We start from the raw sequence: 22,173 nt of genomic DNA on the forward strand, positions 1-22,173 counted from the left end.
AGTTTGCGTGAGCAGGGCACAGCACGGTTGCGCCGGTTATGTCCTCTGGTTAGCTGTTTTTCGAATTGCGATCAAAGGAGCAGCCCATGACCCACGAATCCGTCAAGGAATATTACGGCGAAACCCTGCAAAGCAGTGCCGATCTGCAAACCAACGCCTGTTGCACGGCGGGGGATGTGCCGGCGCATCTGAAGGATGTTCTGGGTAAAATCCATGACGAGGTTCTGGCGAAATATTACGGTTGCGGGCTGATTGCGCCGGTTGCGCTGAAGGGCGCGCGGATCCTCGATCTCGGCTCGGGGTCGGGTCGGGATGTCTATGCGCTGGCAGGGCTGGTGGGCGAATCCGGCCATGTGGTCGGTGTGGATATGACCGACGCGCAACTGGATGTGGCCCGCGCCCATCAGGATTACCATGCGCAGGCCTTTGGCTATGCCAGACCCAACACCGAATTCCACAAGGGCTATATTGAAAAGCTGGACGAATTGCCGCTGGATGCGGGCACATTCGACATCATCGTGTCCAACTGCGTGCTGAACCTTGCGATGGACAAAGAGGCCGTGTTGCGCGGCGCCTACAACCTGCTGAAACCGGGCGGCGAGATGTATTTCAGCGATGTTTACGCGGACCGCCGGATGCCGCAAGAACTGGTCAACGACAAGGTGCTCTATGGCGAATGCCTGTCCGGCGCGCTTTACTGGAACGACTTTGAAAACATGGCCAGACGGGTTGGCTTTCACGATCCGCGTCTGGTCGAGGACCGCGTGCTGACCATCGAAAACCGGGAAATCGAGGCAAAGGTGGGCAACATCGGCTTTACCTCGGCCACCTACCGGTTGCTCAAAATCGACGGGTTGGAGCCGGCTTGCGAAGACTACGGGCAGGCGGTGGTCTACAAGGGCACGATTGCGGAATGTCCGAATACCTTTACCTTGGACAAGCATCACGAGATCGAGGCGGGCAAGGTGTTTCCGGTCTGCGGCAACACCTACCGGATGCTGAACGAATCCCGCTTTGCTGCGCATTTCGAATTCATCGGCAATTGGGACACCCATTACGGGTTGTTCGGCGACTGCGGCGGTGAAACCCCGTTTGATGGTCCGGTGGAAGGGGACGCCGCAACCAGCGGAAGTTGCTGTTAAGTCTTGTCGTCACTCCGGCGGGCTGATAGCTGTTTTTCAATCCCGATGGTTTTGATCGGGTTTGATAGGGAAACGGCACTTGGCACAGACACCTCCGCGTCTTGAAATCAGGAATATCATCCGCAGCTATGATGGCCGGCGGGTGGTGGACGGTGTGTCCCTGCGTGTCGAGCCGGGGCAGGTGACCTGTTTGCTTGGCCCCTCGGGTTGCGGCAAATCCACCACCCTGCGTATCATCGCCGGTGTCGAAATGCAGGACAGCGGCGAGATTTACGCCGATGGCGAACTGGTTTGTGACACCGTATTCCGCATCCCGCCCGAGGGGCGCTCGATCGGGTTGATGTTTCAGGATTTCGCCCTGTTCCCTCATCTGAGCGTGGCCGAAAACGTCGGCTTTGGCCTGCCGCGTAAAATGGCGGGTCGGGATGCGCGGATCATGGAACTGCTGGAACGGGTCGGGCTGGCGCATCACGCGGGTGACTATCCGCACCAGCTGTCGGGTGGCGAACAACAGCGGGTGGCACTGGCCCGCGCGCTGGCGCCGCGCCCGAAAATCATGCTGATGGACGAGCCGTTCTCGGGCCTTGACAACCGCCTGCGCGACGGCATCCGCGACGAAACGCTGGACCTGCTGAAAGAGGAAGGCGCCGCCGTTCTGCTGGTCACCCACGAGCCGGACGAGGCCATGCGCATGGCCGATGAAATCGCCCTGATGCGCGATGGCAAGATCATCCAGCAGGGCGCGCCCTATAACATCTACAACAGCCCGCGCGACAAAAAGGCGGCGGCATTTTTCTCGGATATCAATGTGATAGAGGGCACAGTTAAAGGGGCGCTGACCCAAACGCCCTTTGGCCGGTTCCTTGCCCCCGGTGTGCCCGATGGCACCAAAGTGGAAATCGTATCCCGCCCGCAACACATCCGGATTGATTTTGACCGTGGCGGGCGTGGCCCCAACCCCACAGCCAGCGATGGCGTGGCGGCGCGGGCCAGTGTGGTTCGGGCAAGGTTCATGGGCCGCGAGAGCCTGGTGGAATTCCGCATGGATGCCGATGGTTCGGTGCTGAAGGCGACCGTGCCGTCGGTGTTTCTGCCCGCCGAGGGCACAGTGATGTGGTTGACCCTGCCGCGCGCGCGGTGTTTCGTGTTTCCCAAAACCGGTTGAACACGGAAAGAAAACGCGCGGATGGCTGAATACCTGCCCCTTGAAATCCCCGAAGACGGCAAGCTGGTGCATAACATCACCCGCTTTGCCCGCGCCTTGCGGGCCGCCGGTGTGCCGGTGGGGGCGGGGCGGTTGATCGGGGCGATCCATGCGGTGCAGGCCACGGGGTTTTCGGATCAGCGCGATTTTTACTGGTGTCTGCACGCCTGTTTTGTCTCGAAACCGGAACAGCGCGCGACCTTCCATCAGGTGTTCCGCCTGTTCTGGCGCGATCCGCGCTATCTGGAACATATGATGGCAATGATGCTGCCTGCCGTGCGCGGGGTGCAGGAGGAACGCGCCGCCAAATCCGCCGAAAAACGCGCCGCCGAAGCGCTGCTGGACGGGGTCACCCGCGATGTGCCGGATGTGGGCGAGGAAGGCGAAAGCGAGATCGAGATCGACGCCAGCCTGACCATGTCGGCCGAGGAACGGTTGCGGTCGCTGGATTTCGAACAGATGAGCGTGGCGGAAATGGCCGAGGCTAAACGGATGCTGGCGCGGCTGACCTTGCCGGTGAGGCCGCTGCAATCGCGGCGCACGCAGGCAGATGCACGGGGCCGCGTGCTGGACTGGCGGCGCACCATGCGGGACGCGATGCGACAGGGGGGCGAGGTGCAGGCGCTGGCGGTGAAAAAGCGCCGTGTGCGCTGGCCCAATCTGGTGGTGATCTGCGATATATCGGGGTCCATGTCGCAATATTCCCGCGCGGTGCTGCATTTTCTGCACGCGGTGGCCAATCAGAAGGGGGCCGGGTGGTCGAAGGTTTACGGCTTCACCTTTGGCACCCGCCTGACCAACATCACCCGTCATCTGGCCACCCGCGATGTGGATGCGGCGCTGGCGGCGGCGGGGTCCGAGGCGCAGGACTGGGAGGGCGGCACGCGGATCGGGGCCTGTCTGCACCGGTTCAACCGCGACTGGTCGCGGCGGGTGCTGGGGCAGGGGGCGGTGGTGCTGCTGATCACCGACGGGCTGGACCGTGACGATGCGGATGCGCTGGGGCGTGAAATGGAGCGCTTGCACCTGTCGGCCCGCCGTCTGATCTGGTTGAACCCCTTGCTGCGCTGGGATGGCTTTGCCCCCAAGGCGCGCGGGATTGCGGCGATGTTGCCGCATGTGGACAGCTTTCGTGCGGGGCATAATATTGCTTCGCTTGAGGCGCTGGCGCTGGCGATTTCAAACCCTGATGATACAGGCGAAAAAGCCCGCTTGATGGCGGCGCTACAGGGTTAGGGCCGGCTGGTTGTTCTTGCGGTGCCGCGCCGCCATGTTGCGCGCCTTCTGACCGCTGGCAAACGGGCGGGCCGATTGTGGCTGTTCGATAAACCGGTCCCATCCGGCCCCGAAAATCAGGCGCAATTCGGCGCGGGCCGCAGGCTCGATCGCATGCAGGGTCTGGGTGCCCAGATACAGGCTTTCGGCGGGGGCACCTTCGGCAAACAGGATTTCGTGGCTGCCCATAAGAATGTGGTAATAGGTTATTCCGCCTGTAACCGTTGCGATATCGATTCCTTCGATCACGGTCAGGTCTTTGGCGGGGGCCAGAACCTCGGGCTTGCCATACATTCGTTTGGCGATTTTCGAGCAAATCATCAAGCGGTGGTGGCGTGAAACCACAAGGTCGCGGTCGGGCAGGCCGGACCCAAGCGCCCCTTTTGCAATCCTGACAGGGGCAAGCGCGGGAGTGTCACGCATTTTTTCAGCCGGACAATGGCGCGCCCATATCCAGCGGATTGGCTGCCGGCCGTTGTCTTTGGTGATCAGCAGGTCGCCGGGGCGCAGTTGTTCGATCCGGCGTGGCCCGTCTGGGGTTTCGAATGATGTGCCTTGGGTAAAGCAGATATTCGTGGTGCCGGGTGTCGGGGTGGAATTATTATCGAAAATACTCGAACCATCGGGGGCACGCTGGATTGAAAACCCGTCGTTGTCGTTACCGAAATCTTCCCCCAGCCCGACACGCGTCGCAGTGGCCGAAAAACCGGAATACGTCGCGGTGGGGTCGTCCAGCGGATCGCCGTTGAAGGTGGCCTGAATATATTCGTCGTTGGCCGGATCATAGACGACGATATTGTCACCGCCGTTGTTGATCAGGGCAGAGCCGCGTCCTGCATCAAAGAATAGATCATCCGGCCCGCCTGTCGGCAGGCTTCCGCCCGCCTGAACGCCGCTCATCACCATTGCATGGCCGCCGGGTTGAAGGATAGTTCCGGCAGGGAAGGTAAACCAGTTCCCGACCCCCTGATCCCACATCTGCAGCCCCGAAATATCAATCGCGACATTCGAGGTGTTTACAAGTTCGATGTCTTCATCCGTCGCGGCAGCTGTTCCATTGCCGTCGGTGTCGAAATTGTTCGCACCGTTCGGGTCTACAAGAACCTCGTTTATGACAATGCCGCCCAATAGTAGGTCTGCCATACTCTTTAAACACCCTTGATGCAGGTCCGGTCATCTACGGATTCCGATTTGTAACAAGTGGTTGCCGCGGCCGGTTTCTTTTACGATACACTTCTCTGTTGCTAGCAGGGAATTCGATTTTCCTCAAGGAGCACAAAAAGGTGATGGTGTCATGATGATGAGCCTCTGCAACAATACAAACACAGTCGGGTTGCGGTGAATTGGCGCGGTTTGGCGAATTCTTTTCCTTTTTATTGACAACGATCAATGCAGGGCGCATATGGCACCCCGTAAGACATTCAATATCTTGAATACGTCAAGCTGTGAAAAGGAAAAATCATGCTTATGGACTGGAAAATAGGAGGGGTTGCGCTGGGCGTTGTGTTTTTCCTGGCTGTACTCCTTGTTAAACCGATCGGAGTTTCGACACAGTTCGTGATCCTTGACGGGATCATCGGCGATGCAATCAACAATGAACTGGTTGTAAAAACCGACGAAGGCTTCACTTCGTCAAACGCCTATCTGGCAAAATCCAACGGCAAATATGCCAAAAACGTTGCCAACCCGCTGAACTACAGCTTCATCTTTGTTATCGCAATGGCAATCGGCGCGGTTGTGTCCGGTGTTGCCCGTCGTGAAACCAAAGAGGAACGTCAGGTTCCGTCCCTGTGGCGCAAGAACTTTGGTGACAGTGTTGCCAAGCGTTATGTTGGTGCCTTTATCGGCGGTTTCATCGTGATCTTTGGCGCACGTCTGGCCGGTGGTTGCACATCGGGCCATATGATGTCGGGGATGATGCAGACATCGCTATCCGGCTATATCTTTACCCTTGGCGTTTTCGCGGCTGCGATCCCGACCGCCATGATCATGTATAAAAGGAGCTAAACCATGACTATTATTCTAGCAATCGTTATTGGTGCGGCTTTTGGTTTCGTACTGGACCGGATCGGGACAACAAACCCGAACTGGATTTTCAAAATGCTGAACCTGACCAACCTGCATCTGGCCAAAACCATTCTGATGGCCATCGGTGTTGGCTCGGTTCTGATGTTTGTTGGCCAGATGGCCGGCTTTGTTGACGTTGGCCATATGTCAGTCAAAACCGCATATGTCGGCGTTGGCGTTGGTGGTCTGATCATGGGCTTTGGCTGGGCGTTCTCGGGCTATTGCCCCGGCACCTCGGTGGCGGCGGCTGCTTCGGGTCGCAAGGATGCGCTGTTCTTCATCGCTGGCGGCCTGTTGGGCGCGGCGGCTTATATGGTTTCCTATGCCTCGATCAAAGGCACTTTCCTGATGGACAAGATCGCTGGCGGCAAGGTGACACTGGGCACCATTCCGGGCGCGAAATACGAAGGCCTGACCGCCATTCAGGGCGACCTGCTGGGCATCGCGCTGGGCGTTGTGTTCATTATTGTTGCTTTTGTCCTGCCAAACAAACTGGTTGGTGGTGACGCCCCGTCGGATGCTGTTCCGGCTGAATAGGACCAAACCCACTCACGGGTTGAACGGCCGCAGGGGAAACCTTGCGGCCGTTTTCCGTTCCATGGTGCTTGTTTTGTCGGGGTTAATATTTCTATGATGGTTGCACACCAGAAAAGCGAGGGACCATGAGCCAGAATTTCGACAACATCCCCGAAACCGCCCTTGCATGGCACCGTGCCGGTCGCGGGGCGGCATTGGCCACTGTGGTGGAAACATGGGGATCGGCCCCGCGCCCTGTCGGCAGCCAGTTGGCGATTGCGGGGGATACGGAAATTGCCGGATCGGTTTCGGGGGGCTGTGTTGAAGGTGCCGTGATTATCGAGGCGATGGACGCGCTTGAGGATGGCAAGCCGCGGATGATGGAATTCGGCGTGTCCGATGATCAGGCCTTTGCCGTCGGGCTGGCCTGTGGCGGCAAGATCAGGGTGATGATCGAGCCGGTAGGCACGGTGATGCCCGAGGATATGCTGGCCGAACTGGTGGCCGCGCGGGCGGACCGTATACCGGTGGCCTATGTGGTCAATCCTGATACGCAATCCCGCAGGCTGACCAAACAGGGCGATTACCCCGACCGGTTTCGCAGCGACAAATCCGGTTTCGAGGGCGACGAATTCGTCGCCATCCACAACCCGCCGCTAAAGATGGTCGTGGTCGGGGCGGTGCATATCACCCAGCCTTTGCTGGTGATGGCACGGCTGGCGGGCTATGATCCGGTGCTGGTCGATCCGCGCGCCGCCTTTGGCTCCAAGGCGCGATTCCCGAACGAGGAAATTATCGACGACTGGCCGGACGAGGCCCTGAAGGCGCAAGGGCTGGACGCCCGCACCGCCGTTATCACCCTGTCACATGACCCCAAAATCGACGATCCCGCACTGACCGTCGCCTTGCAATCGGATGCGTTTTACATCGGCAGTCTGGGATCGACCCGCACCCATGCCAAACGGGTGGAGCGGCTAACGGCGGCAGGGTTCAATGATGCGGAAATCGCCCGCATCCATGCGCCGGTGGGCTTGGACATCGGCAGCAAATCCCCCGCAGAAATCGCCCTGTCGATCATGGCGCAGATCACCGAAACTCTGCGCAAATCCGGCTAGCCTTGTTGTCATAGCGAAAATTACTTTTGCCAAAACGCCGCACCCGTGTTTTACTCGCCCCTAATTAGAACATAAGGGAGGACGACCATGACACAGGTCACCATGACCGTGAACGGCAAAGCTGTGAGCGGTGAAGCAGAGGGGCGCACGCTGCTTTCACAATTCTTGCGCGACGGGCTGGGGCTGACGGGGACACACGTTGGTTGTGATACGTCGCAATGCGGCGCTTGCAGCGTGCATGTCAATGGAAAGCTTGTGAAATCCTGCACCATGTTCGCGATCGAGGCCGACGGGGCCGAGGTTTTGACTGTGGAAGGCGAAGCGGATGAAGACGGCACATTGTCGACCATCCAGCAGGCCTTTCAAGACCACCACGGGCTGCAATGCGGGTTTTGCACACCGGGCATGGTGATGGCCACCAAATCCCTGCTGGCCGCGAACCCCAAACCGACCGAGGCCGAAATCCGCGTCTATCTGTCCGGCAATATCTGCCGATGCACGGGGTATCACAACATTGTCAAGGCAATCATGGCCGCATCCGGTCAGGACGTCAGCGCCATCGCCGCGGAATAGGCGCGAACAGAAATTCAGGGAGGAATAACCATGCCAGCAGACGGAGGCATCGGCGCCAGCACCAAACGGCGCGAGGACGTCCGGTTTTTAACCGGAAACGGAAATTACACAGACGACATCAACGCGAATGGACAGGCCTATGTCTATTTCCTGCGCTCGGAAATGGCGCATGCGAAAATCAACGGAATTGATACGTCGGACGCCGAAAAGATGGACGGCGTGATCCGCATCTTCACCGGCGAGGATTTTACCGAGGTGGGCGGCGTGCCCTGTGGCTGGGAGGTGACCGACCGTTTCGGCAAGCCCATGCAGGAACCCAGACACCCCATTCTGGCCCATGGCAAGGCCCGCCATGTGGGCGACCCGATCTGCGCGGTTGTGGCCGAAACGCTGGAGCAGGCCCGCGATGCCGCCGAAGCAATCGAGCTGGATCTGGAAGAACTGCCCGCCGTGATCGACATGAAAGACGCGCTGAAGGATGGCAGCCCCAAGGTGCACGACGAACTGGAGTCGAACCTGTGCTACGACTGGGGGTTCGTTGAGGAAAACCGCGAGGCCGTGGACGAGGCGATCAGGAACGCCCACCACGTCACCACGCTGGAACTGCGCAACAACCGGCTGATTGCCAACCCTATGGAGCCGCGCGTGGCGATTGGCATGTTCGACCGCACCACGGATGAACACACGCTTTATACCACCAGCCAGAACCCGCATGTGATCCGCCTGTTGATGGGCGCATTCGTGTTGGGGATACCGGAACATAAACTGCGGGTGATCTCGCCTGATGTGGGCGGTGGCTTTGGCACCAAAATCTTCCACTATGCCGAAGAAGCGTTCTGCACATTCGCTGCCAAGGCGGTTAACCGTCCGGTGAAATGGACCTGTAGCCGCTCCGAGGCCTTCGTTTCGGATGCCCATGGCCGTGACCATGTCACCAAAATCGAGTTGGGGCTGGACGAGGAGGGCAATTTCCTTGCCCTGCGCACCGATACCCACGCCAATATGGGCGCCTATCTGTCAACCTTTGCGCCCAGCGTGCCCACATGGCTGCACGGCACATTGATGGCGGGCAACTACAAAACCCCGCTGATCTATGTGAACGTCAAGGCGGTGTTTACCAACACCGTGCCGGTTGACGCCTATCGCGGGGCCGGTCGCCCCGAAGCGTCGTTCCAGCTGGAGCGGGTGATCGACAAGGCGGCCTATGAAATCGGCAAAGACCCGATTGAATTGCGCCGACAGAACTTTATCACCGAATTCCCCTATGCCACACCTGTGGCGGTGGAATACGACACCGGCGATTACAACGCGACGATGGACAAGATGATCGAGATCGCCGATCTGGCGGGGTTCGAGGCGCGCGCCGCAGAAAGCGCCGACAACGGCAAGCTGCGCGGCCTTGGTGTGAACTGCTATATCGAGGCATGCGGCATTGCGCCTTCCAACCTTGTGGGCCAGTTGGGTGCTCGCGCGGGGCTATACGAAAGCGCCACGGTGCGGGTGAACGCCACGGGATCCATCAGCGTGATGACCGGTTCGCATTCACACGGGCAGGGGCATGAAACCGCCTTTCCGCAGGTGATTGCCGAGATGATCGGCATTGATCCATCACAAGTGGACATCGTGCATGGCGATACATCCAAAGTGCCGATGGGCATGGGCACCTATGGTTCGCGTTCCCTGGCTGTTGGCGGCAGCGCGATGGTGCGCGCCACCGAGAAGATCATCAACAAGGCCAAGAAAATCGCGGCCCATCTGATGGAAGCCTCGGAAGGCGATATCGAGCTGAAGGACGGGCAATTCACCGTGGCGGGCACCGATAAATCGGTTGCCTGGGGCGATGTGACTTTGGCCGCCTATGTGCCGCACAACTATCCGCTTGAGGATCTGGAACCGGGGCTGGAGGAAACCGCATTTTATGATCCGGCCAACTTTACCTATCCGTCGGGCGCCTATGCCTGCGAGGTCGAAGTGGACCCCGAAACCGGCAAGGTGACCATCGAACGCTTCAGTGCCGCCGATGATTTTGGCAATATCGTCAATCCGATGATTGTTGATGGTCAGGTGCATGGCGGTATCGGGCAGGGCATCGGTCAGGCGCTGCTGGAACAGGCGGTATATGACGAGGACGGACAGCTGATTTCCGGCTCCTACATGGATTACGCCATGCCGCGCGCCGATGATGTGCCGTTCTATACGGTTGATCATTCCTGCCAGACCCCTTGCACCCACAACCCGCTGGGCGTCAAGGGCTGTGGCGAGGCCGGTGCGATCGGCTCCCCCCCCGCAGTGGTCAATGCCGTGGTGGATGCGCTGCGACGGGCCGGACAGGACATCACCCATATCGACATGCCGCTGACGCCCTCGCGCGTTTGGCAGGCCATGCAATCCTGAAGGAGGAAACGAGAAATGTATGCATTTGATGTAGAGACCCCTTCGAGCGTTGCCGAGGCTGTCGCCGCGCTGAAGGACGAAGAGGCAACAGCGCTGGGCGGGGGGCAAACCCTGATCCCGACCCTGAAACAGCGCCTTGCCGCGCCTGAAAAACTGGTCAGCCTGTCGGGCATTGCCGAAATGAAGGGCATTTCCCGCGAGGGCGGTGTGCTGACCATCGGCGGGGCCACAACCCACGTCGAGGTGGCCGCGCAGGGGGATTTCCCCGCGCTGGCGGCATTGGCGGGCAATATCGGGGATCCGGCGGTGCGCAATCGCGGCACCATTGGCGGATCATTGGCCAATAATGACCCGTCGGCCTGTTACCCTTCCGCGGTGCTGGGCACAGGCGCGACCATCGTCACCAATACGCGCGAAATCGCGGCGGATGACTATTTTCAGGGGATGTTCACCACAGCCCTTGAGGAAGGCGAGATCATCACCGCGGTAAAGTTCCCCATCCCCGAGGCCGCGTCCTATCAGAAATTCGACCAACCCGCCTCGCGCTTTGCGCTGGTCGGGGTGTTCGTAGCCAAAACCGCCGATGGTGTGCGGGTGGCCGTGACAGGGGCATCCGAAGAAGGGGTGTTCCGCTGGACCGAGGCCGAAACGGCGCTGAACAAGGAGTTCCGCAGTGATGCGCTGATGGATCTGGACATCAACGCGATGAACATGATCGGCGATTTGCACGGCACCAAGGAATACCGCGCCCATCTGGTCAAGGTGATGACACGGCGCGCGATCAACGCGATCGGGTAAGGGAACGGCTGCCCCGCACTTGATGCGGGGCAGCCATGGCAATAAACGGCAAGGCCCCGGATCAGGTCCGGGGCTTGCGCATTTTTGATAGGGTGCTCCATCAGACTGATAACAGATATTTGGCACAGTTTCCGGTCCCTAGCCGGCATGGGTGCAAATCTGGGTCGCTCTGATCCTTGTGCCGGTCAATATGGCGTCATTGCTGTTTCTAAACGAACCAAAAGGTATGCTGATTGCCGCATTGGCGGTTGGCGGCATGATGCCCAATATCGCGATTATGCTGGCGGAACGGGGCCTGTCGAAAATGATGGCCCTGCCGCATCTGCTGATCTGGATCCCGCTGTTGCTGATTCTCTGGCCACATCTGGGTGCGTAGCAGGTGGATATCAGAAATACCTGTGGCTGCTGTTGGCTGTGGACGGGCTGTCGCTGGCGTTTGACATTCCGGATGCGTGGAAGTGGTGGAAAGGGGATCGCGCCGTGGCCGGGGCGCAATGAAAAAGCCCCCGCAAAATGCGAGGGCTTTCCCATAAACTGTAAAGCGATGCTTACTTTGGAAGTTGCCCGATCATCATGATCATCTGGCGACCTTCCATTCTGGGCATGCTTTCGACCTTGCCGTGGTCTTTGACATCCTCGGCCACCCGTTCCAGCAATTCGCGGCCCAGATTAAGGTGCGCCATTTCGCGGCCACGGAACCGCAGGCTGATCTTTACCTTGTCGCCGTTTTCCAGAAACTTGAACACATTGCGCATTTTCACATCGTAATCATGCGTGTCGGTGTTCGGGCGGAATTTCACTTCCTTGACCTCGATGGTCTTTTGTTTCTTGCGTGCCTCGGATTCACGTTTCTGCTGTTCGTATTTGAACTTGCCGAAATCCATGATTTTGCACACAGGCGGATTGGCGTTTGGTGAAATCTCCACCAGATCCAGTCCGGCCTCGTCTGCCATGTCCATGGCGCGCGCAGGGGTAACAACCCCGACGTTTTCACCGTCGGCACCAATAAGCCGGATTTCCTTGGATGTGATGCGTTCATTCACGCGGGGGCCAGTGTCGCGCTGTGGCGGGGCATTGTGTGGTCTGCGGGCTATGACTTTGATCCTTTGATTGTGAAGCCTTGTCTTATGCGGAAAATAGACGGGCGCGCGCGCGCTTACAAGGTGTTATTCGCCCTGAAATGAGCAATAATGTGCTATATTCCCCCTTGCTTGCTTTTCACATGGCTGTGCATCTGTCATAGCACCCACATGTCCGGATGCTTTTACCGGAAAGTTAACTAGGGGTTTTAAGATGAACAAATCATTACTGATCGGGGCCGCTTTGATTGCTGCCGGGGCTGGTATCTATTTTTATTCGCAAGGAAATAACAGCACCAGCGAGGTGATGGAGCAGGCCGCAGATACGGCCACGAAAGCTGCTGACGATGCTGCCGCGTCGGCCAAAACCGCCGAAGAAGCCGCCGCCAAGGCAGCGGAAGAAGCGGCTGCGAAGGTAGCTGAAGAAGCTGCCGCTGCCGAAGAAGCCGCCAAAGCCGCCGCTGCCGAGACCGAAGCTGCTGCCGCCAAAGCTGCTGAAGAAGCCGAAGCCAAAGCCGCTGAAGAAGCCGCTGCCGCCGAAGAAGCCGCCAAAGCCGCCGCCGCCGAGGCCGAAGCTGCTGCCGCCAAAGCTGCTGAAGAAGCCGCTGCCAAAGCCGCCGAAGAGGCCGCCGCCGCCGCTGCCGAAGGAACCGAAGCTGCGACCGACGCCGCAAGCAGCACTGAAAACGCAATCACCAACGCCCTTTCCGGTGCTGTTGATGCCGCGTCAGAACCCGCCGCCGAAGGCGCAAGCAATATGGCAACAGATTCGGCATCATCAGATATGTCCGAAGATCCGGCACCAACCGAGCAGGAAACATTGCTGACAGCCGATGGTTTTGATGCTGCCAAGGTTGGGGAAATGATTGACGATTCCGATCTGGACCCAATGAAAAAGACATTGCTGAAAGCCGCTATCGACAAGGCTGGCGAAAATCCTGAAATGGTTAAAGCCGTGATTGAACAGGTGAAAACTGCCTTGGGCATGTAACCTTTTTCAAATCCGAAAGATTAAGCGCCGCGCGAAAAAGTTCCTTTTCGCGCGGTGTTTTTGTGTCTGGCAGGTGAAATGGGCCATTCCCCGCCGATACTGGGCGATAACGCGCCGCTTATCGTTACCGGGGTATTTTCTCTGGTTTGGGCAAATCTTGCGGGCCAGTATTTGTTACAAATACTTGATAAACAGGAGGCTGAATTATGAATAGAACATTGATACTTGCCATTCTGGTCGCGATTATAGGCGCTGGATTGTATTTTTACAGCAATAACAGCAGTGTTACGGACGCTGCCGGCGACATGAAGGATTCTGTATCGCAGGCGGCCGGGGATGCAGCCGATACCGCAACTGATGCTGTAGAGCAGGCAACAGGCGCTGCCACGGATGCGGTTTCCGGCGCGGCAGATACGGCTGCCGAAGCTATGGACGGCACACTGTTTTCACCCGAAGGATATGATGCGGTGAAAGTGGCTGACTTGATTGATGCCTCGCCTTTGGACGAGGCGCGTAAAAGCAGCCTGAAAACAGCCTTGATGGCCGCCGGAGATGATCCGGCGTTGCTGTCGGATATTCTGGGGCAGGTGAAAGAAGCCTTGGGGATGTAAACAGATACGCGCCGCCTATTCAGCAATAACGCGGCGCGTGTTCACCTAGTCGACAAACGCCTTTTCCACCACATATTCGGCGGGCTGAGAATTGGCGCCTTCGGTCAGGCCGAACCCTTCCAGAATTTCCTTCAGATCGGTGTTCAAGCCGATCGAGCCACAAACCATCGCACGGTCGTTTTCCTTGCAGATTTGCGGCACGCCCAGATCGTTGAAAATTTTCCCGTTCAACAGGTTGGTGGTGATCCGGCCCATATTCGGGCTTTCTTCGCGGGTGGTGGTCGGATAATAGCGCAGCTTGTTGCCAATGAATTCCCCGATCAGCGGGTCATCCGGCAGGCTTTCGATCAACTGGCGGCCATATTCAAGATCGGCAACCTCGCGGCAGGTGTGGCACATGATCACTTCGTCGTAGTTTTCATAGGTTTCCGGTTCGCGCATCAGCGACGCAAAAGGCGCGATGCCGGTGCCGGTGGCAAAGAACCACAACCGTTTGCCCGGCAGTAGCGCGTCATGCACCAGTGTGCCAACCGGTTTGGGGCGCAGGATAATTTCATCACCAACCTTGATATGCTGCAATTTGCTGGTCAGCGGGCCATCCTGCACTTTGATCGAGTAGAACTCCAGCTCTTCGTCCCAGGCCGGCGAGGCGATGGAATAGGCGCGCAGCAGGGGTTTGCCGTTGTCGCCCAGCAGGCCGATCATCACAAATTCGCCCGAGCGGAACCGCAGGCTGCGCGGACGGGTGACGCGGAAGGAAAACAGCCGGTCGGTCCAGTGTTTGACTTGGGTCACGGTCTGCGCATCGGGCAGCGTCGGTTTCTTTGCGGTGTCGGCCATTGTGGTAATCTTCCCTAACTACATCAAAGCCGCGCACGGGGCGGCGGCTTGTTGATACTCCTATAATCAGTTGTCGCAGTATGGTCCAGATGTTCGGGCGCGACGCAATGTCATAGGAGGGGTGCGGACGGGTTCAGCACCGCAATCGGGTTTGATAATCGTGCTGTTGCCAGTGGCTGCGGGCAAGCCATCGTTCCTGTGGATAGGCATTGGCCTGTTTATCGGTCAGTTCCACCTCGTCAAATCCGACACGGCGCAGCATTGTGTATTGATCGGGCAATATGTCACCCACCGCCCGAAGGCGGCCAGTATATCCGGCATCCCGCAACCTGCGGGCCAATCCCAACCCGCGCCCGTCGGTGAAGTCGGGAAATGTGATACGGATTGCTTTGATCCGGTTCAATATGGCAGTCAGGTCAGCCAGCGCATGGTCTATGGATATATCCAGCGTTTGCGGCCTGTTTTGGCCTTCCCAGTCATCAACCGTAAATCCTGTGTCCGTTACAATGATCGTCATGATGTCGCCTCTGGCCGGTTAGGGCGCAACGCTTTGCCATTCACGAAATGGATGCCGCATTCCTGTTTATCATTTCCCCGCCAGCGGCCCGCACGCGCGGGTTCACCAGCCGTGGTTCGGGATGTGCAGGGGGCACATCCGATCGAGGTATACCCCCGCCGCAATAGCGGATGCCATGGAAGCTCCATCCGGTCCATATAGGCGTTCAGTTCATTTGCGCCCCAGTGGATCAGCGGATTCACCGTGATCCGGCCTTCGCCATCAATACCAAAATATTCCAGACCGGTGCGAAAGCCGTTGTGATGACGTTTTCGTCCCGTGGTCCATGTGTCAAAACCGGCCAGTGCCTGTTGCAACGGGCGGGTTTTGCGCAAGTCACAGCAGTGGTCCGGTGCTGTATCGTGAAGGCGGTTGTCGGGGTCGGATTGTTGCAGGTCTTTCACCGTCGCGCGAATGGTCCGCACGTTCGTCAATCCCAGCCGCTTTGTCACCTCAAGCTGATATGCCAGCGTTTGGGCAAACAGCATCTGCGTATCAATGAACAGCACCGGCGTATGCGTATTGATCCGCGACAACAAATGCAGCAACACAACGGATTCAGCCCCGAAAGACGAGACAAGCGCAACCCGTCCGGTTTTTCCCGACCCAAGCGTGTGCTCCAGCACCTCTAGCGCGTTCAGATGCTGGAACATCCGGTTCCAGCGCGCAACCATGTGTTCATTTTGTAGGCTATGCTGCATTTTTTGCACCCTCCTGCGGATATAGGATTGCTTTGAAAGGGGCGATGCCGACGCGCCGGTAGCACTGAATGAAGCTTTCATCCGCTGTGTTGCGCAGGTCCAGATAGCCAAGGATCAGCCGCTCGATCGCCGGAACAATCTTGTCGGCCGAAAATCCGGGGCCAATGCGCGTGCCAATTCTTGTGTCGGCGGTTGCATCACCACCCAGCGTGATCTGGTAGTTTTCCACACCAGCCCGTTCCAGCCCCAGAATACCGATATGGCCCAGATGGTGATGGCCACAGGCATTGATGCAGCCCGAAATCTTGATCTTTAGCGGGCCGACATCATGTTCGATTTTCAAATCCCGTATCCGGTTGGAAATCTGCCGGGCAACCGGAATGGAATGGGCCGTGGCCAAGGCGCAGAAATCCATCCCCGGACAGGCGATGATGTCCGAGGTCAGACCGATGTTTGCGGTGGCCAATCCTTCTGAAACAAGGGCTGCGTGAAGGTGTGGCAGGTGGTTTTTCTGCACATGCGGCAGGATGATGTTCTGCTCGTGCGAGATGCGGATTTCATCATAGGAATACCGCTGGGCCAGATCGGCAATCAGGCGCATCTGGTCGGCGGTGGCATCGCCAGGCGTGCCGCCATGCGGCTTTAGCGATATGGTGACAATCGCATGGTCCGCCTGTTTGTGCGGATGCAGGTTTGTGTCACACCACGCGCGGAAGACCGGATCAACGCTGCGGTTCAGGACAAAATGTTCTGTGTTGGAGTGTTTGAAATCCGGCGGGGCGAAATGGGCCTGAATGTCGGTCAGGATTTGCGGGACCAGAGGGGGGTAATCTGGCCGGATTTGTGCAAACTTCTGTTCGACCAGCGTGCGGATTTTGTCAATCCCGTGCTCGTGGACCGTGATCTTGATGCGGGCCTTATACTTGTTGTCACGCCGCCCCAGCAGATTGTAGGTGGCAACGACGGCCTCAAGATACGGCAGCAGATCGGCTTTGGGCAGGAAAGGTTTCAGCCGTTTGCCAATCATCGGCGTACGTCCCAGACCGCCGCCTATGATCACTTCGAACCCGCGCTCGCCTGTGGAATTCTGCACAATCCGCAACCCGATGTCATGGGCGCGGATCACGGCGCGGTCGGCCACGCTTCCGGTGACCGCGATTTTGAATTTGCGCGGCAGGAACTGGAATTCGGGATGATCCGTGGACCATTGGCGCAGCAATTCAGCGATCGGACGGGGGTCCTCGATCTCGTCGGCGGCGGCACCGGCGAAATGGTCGGCGGTGACATTGCGAATGGTATTGCCCGAGGTCTGCACCGAATGCATCCCCACCGTTTCCAGCGCATCCAGCATATCCGGCACATCGCTTAGCTCTGGCCAGTTGAACTGGATATTCTGCCGCGTGGTGAAATGGCCAAAACCGCGATCCCATTTTTCGGAAATATGCGCCAGCATGCGCATTTGCCGGCTGTTCAGCGTGCCATAGGGGATGGCCACGCGCAGCATATAGGCGTGCAACTGGTAATATAGCCCGTTTAACAGGCGCAGGGGCTTGAAGGCCTCTTCGCTTAATTCACCGTTCAGGCGACGGTCAATCTGCGCGCGGAACTGGGCGTTGCGGGCCTTTAGAAAGGCCGTGTCAAAGGGGCTGTATTCATACATTTTCGCGTTCCCGTTTCAGTGGCGGACACGGAAAAGGGTATGGGATCGGGAGTGGTAGGCGCCAGATGGACGGGAAGATAAGGATCGTGTCGCGCGGGGCGCGTTTGTGGTCGGGAAGATGTTCCGCTTGGGGCCAACGTGTGGAATGATCCGGTCAGGGTTGGCTGAATCTCTGGAAAATATGCAGGCTGGATTTTGGGGCAAATGTCACCGGTTTGGAAGGGCGCGCGCTCGTGAAGCGAAGAATTGATTCGGGTTCGTGTGGTCCGCTTAGCAAGCGATGCGCAGACTGTTCAGCCCATGGAAATGATAGACATTTGCGTATTGCGGTTTTTCGGCAAGGCGCAGTTCGGGCAGGCGGGAAAACAGCACCGGCAGGGCTATTTGCAGCTCCAGACGTGCCAGAGGGGCGCCGACGCAGAAATGTAATCCACCGCCGAAGGATGTGTTGGCTTTGATCGGGCGCTTCGGGTTGAAGGTGTTCGGGGCATCATAGGCCGCCGGATCGCGGTTGGCGGTGGCCAGCAGGCAGGCGATGGACTGGCCGCGTTTGATGCTGTGGCCGAACAGCTCCAGATCCTCGCGGGCGATGCGCATGAATATATGCAAGGGTGGATCAAAGCGAAAGATTTCCTCGACGGTGGTTTCCACCCGATCGGGGGCAAGGGCACTGCGGGGGGTGTCCTGTTCCAACAGGGTCTTGATGCCGTTGCCCATGCTGTGCACCGTGGCCTCGTGGCCCGCGTTCAGCAGCAGGATGCAGGTGGTGATCAATTCCTCTGTTGTCAGCTTTTCGCCGTCCTGTTCGGCCGCAATCAGATGGGTGATCAGATCATCCGCCGGTGTGGCGCGGCGCTGGTCGATATAGCTGCGCATGAAGACGGCGAATTCGGTGCTGGCAGTCGCGGCGGCATCTTCGATGCTGCGGGTGCGGCGGGCCTGATACATGGCGACCATGGCGTTTGACCATGCCAGCAGTTGATCGGCCATATCCTCGGGGACGCCCAGCAGGCGGGCGATGATGATCACGGGGATTTTCTGCGCATAGGCCGTCAGCAGGTCCACTTCGCCCGCAGGGAATTGGTCGATCAAGCGATGGCTCAGCGCCTCGATTTCCGGTGCCAGTTCTTTGATCCGGCGCGATGTGAAGGCGCGCAACACCAATGAGCGCAGGCGGGTGTGGCGGGGCGGGTCCAGTTCCAGCATCGAGTGGGCCTCGATATCGTAAAACGGAGTCAGGTGTTCGGGCACCGGTGCGCGCAGGTCGGCAGGCATCTCGCGCCCCAATCGGCGGTCGCGCAAAATGGCGTTTACCGTGTCATAGCCGGCGGCGCAGACCATGTCGTAATCGTCCCACCAGACCAGATCGCCCAGCGGGCGGATCATATCGTAAAACGGATAGGGGTTTTGCACGAAATCGGCGGCGGTGGGGGATTGGCGGACATGTTGCATGGCCGGATAATCGCCGAAAGGCTCTGGCCTTTGCAAGCGCGGGTTTTTACAGTCGGGCCCATGTCGGGGAAAACCACACATCGGGCAGGCGTGTTTGCGCTGTTTTTGCTACTGACCGCCCTTGTAGCGGGCGGGGCTGGGTGGTTTGCCTGGCGTGCGGCATTGGAGCAACTGGCGGCGCGGGGGCAGGCGGATTTGTCGCTGGCCTCGGACCGGCTGGTGGGGCAGTTGCAGCGGTTCCGGCAGGTGGCGGTGATCATGGCGGATCATCCCGATCTGGTGGCCTTGGCCAAGGGGCAGGGCGGGAGTGACAGGGCCTCGGGGCTGCTCTTGGCCACGGCGGACAAGATCGGCGCGGTCGATCTGCTGCTGGCGGGGCTGGATGGCGCCGTGCTGGCGTCTTCGCAAGGGACGACGGGGGGCAGCGTGTCAGACCAGCCGCATTTCCGGCGGGCGATGCACGGGGCATTGGGCACGACCCACAGCCGTTTGGCGGGCAGCAACCGGCGGGTGTTCCAGTTTGCGGCCCCGATCATTGAATCGGATAAAATTCTGGGGGCTGTGGTGGTCGTCGTGGATATGGAGGCGATCGAGGAATCCGACTGGCGGGGGGACCCGAATGCGGTGTTCTTTACCGATCAGGACGGGGTGATCTTTGTCGCCAACCGTTCGGAACTGGTGCTGCGCACACGCGGCACCGGCGGATTTGCGCCGGACAGGGTGCGGATGTTTGGTGATTTCGAGGTCTGGTCGGTCAGCTCCGGCCCCTACATCCCGCGCCGCGCCTTGCATCTGACCCAACCCTTGCCGATCATCGGGATGACGGGCGAAGTGCTGGTCAGCACCGCCCCTGCCGAACGTCTGGCATTGTTGCAGGCCGCAGCGGTGGCGGCGGTTTTGCTGGCCTTTGGCGCAATCCTGTTCTGGGTAACGGAACGCCGGCGGGCCTTGGCGGATCGTTTGGAAATCGAAGCCCGCGCCAAGGCGGAACTGGAAACACGGGTTCAGGAACGCACAGCCGAATTGAAACAGGCGCAAGTCGAACTGGTGCAGGCAGGCAAGCTGTCGGCATTGGGGCAGATGTCGGCGGGGATCAGCCACGAATTGAACCAGCCCCTGATGGCGATCCGCTCGTTCGCGGAGAATGCCGAGCAGTTTTTGCAGCGCGGCAAGGTGGATGTGGCGGGCCGGAATCTGAACCGGATTTCCGAACTGGCGCGCCGCATGGGGCGTATCATCAGCAATTTCCGCGCCTTTGCCAAACAGGAAAGCGAGCCGATAACGGATGTGGACATTGTCGCCGTGGTCGAGGCGGTGCTGGAGATGAGCGAGGCGCGCTTTGTGCAGGACAAGGTCGAGGTCGTCTGGCAGGCCCCGCCCGCGCCGGTCTATGTGCGTGGCGGCGAGGTGCGGTTACAACAGGTGCTGGTCAATCTGATTTCCAACGCGATTGACGCGATGGAGGGCAGTGTGCTGCGGCGGATCGAGATTGCGGTCGAAACCGGCGATCGAAAGGCGCGCTTGCGGGTGCGCGACACGGGGCCGGGGATTGCCGCGCCGGAAAAGATATTCGAGCCGTATTACACAACCAAGGCGGTGGGCAAGGCGGACGGGCTGGGACTGGGCCTGTCGATTTCCTATGGTCTGGTGCAAAGTTTTGGCGGCGATATTCGCGGGCGCAACCACCCTGACGGCGGCGCGGTATTCACGGTGGAACTGGCGCGGGCGGGAATGGAGAAAGCGGCATGAACATGCGGGTTTTGCTGGTGGACGATGACGCGGCGGTGCGCGAGGCGCTGGGCCAGACGCTGGAGCTGGCGGATATGCCGGCGATTCTTGCGGGCAGCTATATCGAGGCCAAGGACCACATCAGCCCCGATTTTGACGGGGTGGTGGTGTCGGATATCCGTATGCCCGGCAAGGACGGGTTTGCGCTGCTGGATTATGTGCAATCGGTGGATATCGATCTGCCGGTGATCCTGCTGACTGGCGAAGGCGACATCCCGATGGCCGTGCGCGGAATCAGCGCCGGCGCGTTCGATTTTCTGGAAAAACCCTGTGCGCCGCAGGATCTGATTGCAGTGGTCGAACGGGCGCGCAAAACCCGTGCGCTGGTGCTGGAAAACCGGCGGCTGAAACGGCAGCTGGAAACCGGCGATGCGGCGGCGCGGATGCTGTTCGGCACCTCGAAACTGGCCGAGGAGTTGCGCCAGCGGGTGCGGGCGGTGGCGCGCACAGGGGCCGAGGTGCTGATCAGCGGCGCGCCGGGCACGGGCACATCCAAGGTGGCCGAGGTGATCCATCTGCTGTCCACTGTATCGGACGGGCCGTTTATCAAACGGGCGGCGGTATCGCTGACGCCGCGAACCCTGACGGATGCTTTGACGGCAGCCATCGGCGGTAGCCTGTTTCTGGACGAAGTGGCCGCGCTGTCGCCCGAGGTGCAATTTACCTTGCTGGAGTGTCTGGAAAAGGACTGTGGCGCGCGGGTGCTGGCAGGCAGTTATCGCGATCTGGAACAAGAGGTGGCGGCGGGTCGCTTTAACCACGATCTGTTTTACAAGCTGGGCGTCACGGCTGTGCGCATCCCCGGCCTGCGCGAGCGACCCGAGGATATTCCGGTGCTGTTTCGCCATTACGTTGCCATTGCCTGCGAGCAGGCGGCCCTGACCCCGCCGGAAATAACGCCCGCCCTGATCTCCCGCCTGATGGCGCAGGACTGGCCCGGCAATGCGCGGGCGCTGATGAACACCGCGATGCGCTTTGCCATGGGGTTGGGCGAGGGCGAGGAAGAAGCGGAACTGGGCCTGAACGAGCAGTTGGCGCAGGTGGAACATTCGCTTTTGAGCGAGGCCTTGCGGCGCCATAATGGCAATGCGTCCGAGGCAGCGCGTAGCCTGAAACTGCCGCGCAAAACCTTTTACGACAAGCTGACCAAATACGGGATTCGGCCCGAGACATTCCGTTAAACCTGTGTGGAAATCCGCACATCGGGCCGGATCGCCTGTGTGGATTCCCGCCACTGGCCTGCCCCAAGGCTGTAACATATGCCGCTAACATATTGCCAGGTAACAGTTTTACCCCCTGTAACAGCTCTGTGAAGTTTTTCTTGAGCGGTGCGGGGGGGCTGGGGTCTGATCTGGATGGGTGCCCGCGGGATGCGGGTGCGCATCTGTTGCAAATGTCTCAAAACCCGGGA

The 22,173-nt window shown here is 59.2% G+C and carries 21 protein-coding genes; 14 read left to right on the forward strand and 7 right to left on the reverse strand.

What is annotated here, in order from left to right:
* The first annotated feature begins 86 nt into the window (after positions 1 to 86).
* The 3 genes from BAR1_RS05270 to BAR1_RS05280 all read left to right on the forward strand — a co-directional run bounded on the left by BAR1_RS05270 (position 87) and on the right by BAR1_RS05280 (position 3,582).
* Positions 87 to 1,142, forward strand: coding sequence for a methyltransferase domain-containing protein (locus BAR1_RS05270; protein ID WP_118942050.1), 1,056 nt, complete (start codon positions 87 to 89; stop codon positions 1,140 to 1,142).
* Between the two features lie 79 nt (positions 1,143 to 1,221).
* Positions 1,222 to 2,307, forward strand: coding sequence for an ABC transporter ATP-binding protein (locus tag BAR1_RS05275; RefSeq protein WP_228408753.1), 1,086 nt, complete (start codon positions 1,222 to 1,224; stop codon positions 2,305 to 2,307).
* Between the two features lie 21 nt (positions 2,308 to 2,328).
* A complete protein-coding gene (locus tag BAR1_RS05280) occupies positions 2,329 to 3,582 on the forward strand; it encodes a vWA domain-containing protein (RefSeq protein WP_118942052.1) in 1,254 nt (417 codons plus the stop codon).
* Here BAR1_RS05280 and BAR1_RS05285 read toward each other — a convergent pair.
* Positions 3,571 to 4,764, reverse strand: coding sequence for a Hint domain-containing protein (locus BAR1_RS05285; RefSeq protein ID WP_118942053.1), 1,194 nt, complete (start codon positions 4,762 to 4,764; stop codon positions 3,571 to 3,573). The genes BAR1_RS05280 and BAR1_RS05285 overlap by 12 nt on opposite strands.
* Positions 4,765 to 5,088: 324 nt before the next feature.
* On the opposite strand from BAR1_RS05285, the gene BAR1_RS05290 reads away from it, so the two are divergent.
* From BAR1_RS05290 to BAR1_RS18145, 7 genes are all read left to right on the forward strand, one after another.
* Positions 5,089 to 5,628: a YeeE/YedE thiosulfate transporter family protein gene (locus tag BAR1_RS05290; RefSeq protein ID WP_228408755.1), complete on the forward strand. Its 540-nt coding sequence runs from the start codon at positions 5,089 to 5,091 to the stop codon at positions 5,626 to 5,628.
* A gap of 3 nt (positions 5,629 to 5,631) precedes the next feature.
* Positions 5,632 to 6,225, forward strand: a complete 594-nt coding sequence (locus BAR1_RS05295; RefSeq protein WP_118942055.1) for a DUF6691 family protein — start codon at positions 5,632 to 5,634, stop codon at positions 6,223 to 6,225.
* Between the two features lie 125 nt (positions 6,226 to 6,350).
* Complete coding sequence (locus BAR1_RS05300) at positions 6,351 to 7,319, forward strand: XdhC family protein (RefSeq protein WP_118942056.1); 969 nt, start codon at positions 6,351 to 6,353, stop codon at positions 7,317 to 7,319.
* Positions 7,320 to 7,406: 87 nt separating this feature from the next.
* Positions 7,407 to 7,892, forward strand: coding sequence for a (2Fe-2S)-binding protein (locus BAR1_RS05305; protein WP_118942057.1), 486 nt, complete (start codon positions 7,407 to 7,409; stop codon positions 7,890 to 7,892).
* Positions 7,893 to 7,922: 30 nt separating this feature from the next.
* A complete protein-coding gene (locus BAR1_RS05310) occupies positions 7,923 to 10,286 on the forward strand; it encodes a xanthine dehydrogenase family protein molybdopterin-binding subunit (protein ID WP_118942058.1) in 2,364 nt (787 codons plus the stop codon).
* A 15-nt stretch (positions 10,287 to 10,301) separates the two neighbouring features.
* Entirely contained in the window at positions 10,302 to 11,084 is a 783-nt protein-coding gene (locus BAR1_RS05315; RefSeq protein ID WP_118942059.1) for an FAD binding domain-containing protein, read from the forward strand.
* A gap of 151 nt (positions 11,085 to 11,235) precedes the next feature.
* Positions 11,236 to 11,460: a hypothetical protein gene (locus BAR1_RS18145; protein WP_228408756.1), complete on the forward strand. Its 225-nt coding sequence runs from the start codon at positions 11,236 to 11,238 to the stop codon at positions 11,458 to 11,460.
* Between the two features lie 172 nt (positions 11,461 to 11,632).
* Here the strand turns inward: BAR1_RS18145 and infC are convergent, their stop codons facing one another.
* Positions 11,633 to 12,127, reverse strand: a complete 495-nt coding sequence (gene infC, locus BAR1_RS05325; protein WP_228408757.1) for a translation initiation factor IF-3 — start codon at positions 12,125 to 12,127, stop codon at positions 11,633 to 11,635.
* A 250-nt stretch (positions 12,128 to 12,377) separates the two neighbouring features.
* On the opposite strand from infC, the gene BAR1_RS05330 reads away from it, so the two are divergent.
* Complete coding sequence (locus BAR1_RS05330) at positions 12,378 to 13,154, forward strand: hypothetical protein (protein ID WP_118942061.1); 777 nt, start codon at positions 12,378 to 12,380, stop codon at positions 13,152 to 13,154.
* 206 nt (positions 13,155 to 13,360) lie between these two features.
* On the forward strand, positions 13,361 to 13,765 hold the full coding sequence (locus tag BAR1_RS05335; RefSeq protein ID WP_118942062.1) for a hypothetical protein: 405 nt from the start codon (positions 13,361 to 13,363) through the stop codon (positions 13,763 to 13,765).
* A gap of 45 nt (positions 13,766 to 13,810) precedes the next feature.
* Here the strand turns inward: BAR1_RS05335 and BAR1_RS05340 are convergent, their stop codons facing one another.
* The 5 genes from BAR1_RS05340 to BAR1_RS05360 form a co-directional block, all read right to left on the reverse strand.
* Positions 13,811 to 14,605 (reverse strand): ferredoxin--NADP reductase, encoded by a 795-nt coding sequence (locus BAR1_RS05340; protein ID WP_118942063.1) that lies wholly within the window; start codon positions 14,603 to 14,605, stop codon positions 13,811 to 13,813.
* Positions 14,606 to 14,738: 133 nt separating this feature from the next.
* The gene (locus tag BAR1_RS05345; protein WP_118942064.1) at positions 14,739 to 15,122 is read right to left on the reverse strand and encodes a DUF934 domain-containing protein; all 384 of its coding nucleotides are present in this window, start codon (positions 15,120 to 15,122) and stop codon (positions 14,739 to 14,741) included.
* The gene (locus BAR1_RS05350; protein ID WP_118942065.1) at positions 15,119 to 15,862 is read right to left on the reverse strand and encodes a phosphoadenylyl-sulfate reductase; all 744 of its coding nucleotides are present in this window, start codon (positions 15,860 to 15,862) and stop codon (positions 15,119 to 15,121) included. Before BAR1_RS05350 ends, BAR1_RS05345 begins: the two co-directional genes overlap by 4 nt.
* A complete protein-coding gene (locus BAR1_RS05355; RefSeq protein ID WP_118942066.1) occupies positions 15,852 to 17,522 on the reverse strand; it encodes a nitrite/sulfite reductase in 1,671 nt (556 codons plus the stop codon). The genes BAR1_RS05350 and BAR1_RS05355 overlap by 11 nt, the downstream gene beginning before the upstream one ends.
* 270 nt (positions 17,523 to 17,792) lie before the next feature.
* Positions 17,793 to 18,974: a cytochrome P450 gene (locus BAR1_RS05360; RefSeq protein ID WP_118942067.1), complete on the reverse strand. Its 1,182-nt coding sequence runs from the start codon at positions 18,972 to 18,974 to the stop codon at positions 17,793 to 17,795.
* Between the two features lie 60 nt (positions 18,975 to 19,034).
* On the opposite strand from BAR1_RS05360, the gene BAR1_RS05365 reads away from it, so the two are divergent.
* Complete coding sequence (locus tag BAR1_RS05365) at positions 19,035 to 20,723, forward strand: sensor histidine kinase (protein WP_118944353.1); 1,689 nt, start codon at positions 19,035 to 19,037, stop codon at positions 20,721 to 20,723.
* Positions 20,720 to 21,943 (forward strand): sigma-54-dependent transcriptional regulator, encoded by a 1,224-nt coding sequence (locus tag BAR1_RS05370; protein WP_118942068.1) that lies wholly within the window; start codon positions 20,720 to 20,722, stop codon positions 21,941 to 21,943. Before BAR1_RS05365 ends, BAR1_RS05370 begins: the two co-directional genes overlap by 4 nt.
* The last annotated feature ends 230 nt before the right edge of the window (positions 21,944 to 22,173 follow it).

The sequence above is a fragment of the Profundibacter amoris genome (genome assembly GCF_003544895.1).
In the GTDB taxonomy this organism is placed as follows: Bacteria; Pseudomonadota; Alphaproteobacteria; order Rhodobacterales; family Rhodobacteraceae; genus Profundibacter; species Profundibacter amoris.

What these genes read in the sequence shown, in the direction of transcription:
- BAR1_RS05360 (WP_118942067.1), bottom strand. Translation starts at nt 18,974, where the DNA reads ATGCAACATGTCCGCCAATCCCCCACCGCCGCCGATTTCGTGCAAAAC.
- BAR1_RS05280 (WP_118942052.1), top strand. Translation starts at nt 2,329, where the DNA reads ATGGCTGAATACCTGCCCCTTGAAATCCCCGAAGACGGCAAGCTGGTG.
- BAR1_RS05305 (WP_118942057.1), top strand. Translation starts at nt 7,407, where the DNA reads ATGACACAGGTCACCATGACCGTGAACGGCAAAGCTGTGAGCGGTGAA.
- BAR1_RS05370 (WP_118942068.1), top strand. Translation starts at nt 20,720, where the DNA reads ATGAACATGCGGGTTTTGCTGGTGGACGATGACGCGGCGGTGCGCGAG.
- BAR1_RS05355 (WP_118942066.1), bottom strand. Translation starts at nt 17,522, where the DNA reads ATGTATGAATACAGCCCCTTTGACACGGCCTTTCTAAAGGCCCGCAAC.
- BAR1_RS05315 (WP_118942059.1), top strand. Translation starts at nt 10,302, where the DNA reads ATGTATGCATTTGATGTAGAGACCCCTTCGAGCGTTGCCGAGGCTGTC.
- BAR1_RS05285 (WP_118942053.1), bottom strand. Translation starts at nt 4,764, where the DNA reads ATGGCAGACCTACTATTGGGCGGCATTGTCATAAACGAGGTTCTTGTA.
- BAR1_RS05310 (WP_118942058.1), top strand. Translation starts at nt 7,923, where the DNA reads ATGCCAGCAGACGGAGGCATCGGCGCCAGCACCAAACGGCGCGAGGAC.
- BAR1_RS05330 (WP_118942061.1), top strand. Translation starts at nt 12,378, where the DNA reads ATGAACAAATCATTACTGATCGGGGCCGCTTTGATTGCTGCCGGGGCT.
- BAR1_RS05270 (WP_118942050.1), top strand. Translation starts at nt 87, where the DNA reads ATGACCCACGAATCCGTCAAGGAATATTACGGCGAAACCCTGCAAAGC.
- BAR1_RS05300 (WP_118942056.1), top strand. Translation starts at nt 6,351, where the DNA reads ATGAGCCAGAATTTCGACAACATCCCCGAAACCGCCCTTGCATGGCAC.
- BAR1_RS05290 (WP_228408755.1), top strand. Translation starts at nt 5,089, where the DNA reads ATGGACTGGAAAATAGGAGGGGTTGCGCTGGGCGTTGTGTTTTTCCTG.
- BAR1_RS05350 (WP_118942065.1), bottom strand. Translation starts at nt 15,862, where the DNA reads ATGCAGCATAGCCTACAAAATGAACACATGGTTGCGCGCTGGAACCGG.
- BAR1_RS05295 (WP_118942055.1), top strand. Translation starts at nt 5,632, where the DNA reads ATGACTATTATTCTAGCAATCGTTATTGGTGCGGCTTTTGGTTTCGTA.
- BAR1_RS05340 (WP_118942063.1), bottom strand. Translation starts at nt 14,605, where the DNA reads ATGGCCGACACCGCAAAGAAACCGACGCTGCCCGATGCGCAGACCGTG.
- BAR1_RS05335 (WP_118942062.1), top strand. Translation starts at nt 13,361, where the DNA reads ATGAATAGAACATTGATACTTGCCATTCTGGTCGCGATTATAGGCGCT.
- BAR1_RS05365 (WP_118944353.1), top strand. Translation starts at nt 19,035, where the DNA reads ATGTCGGGGAAAACCACACATCGGGCAGGCGTGTTTGCGCTGTTTTTG.
- BAR1_RS05345 (WP_118942064.1), bottom strand. Translation starts at nt 15,122, where the DNA reads ATGACGATCATTGTAACGGACACAGGATTTACGGTTGATGACTGGGAA.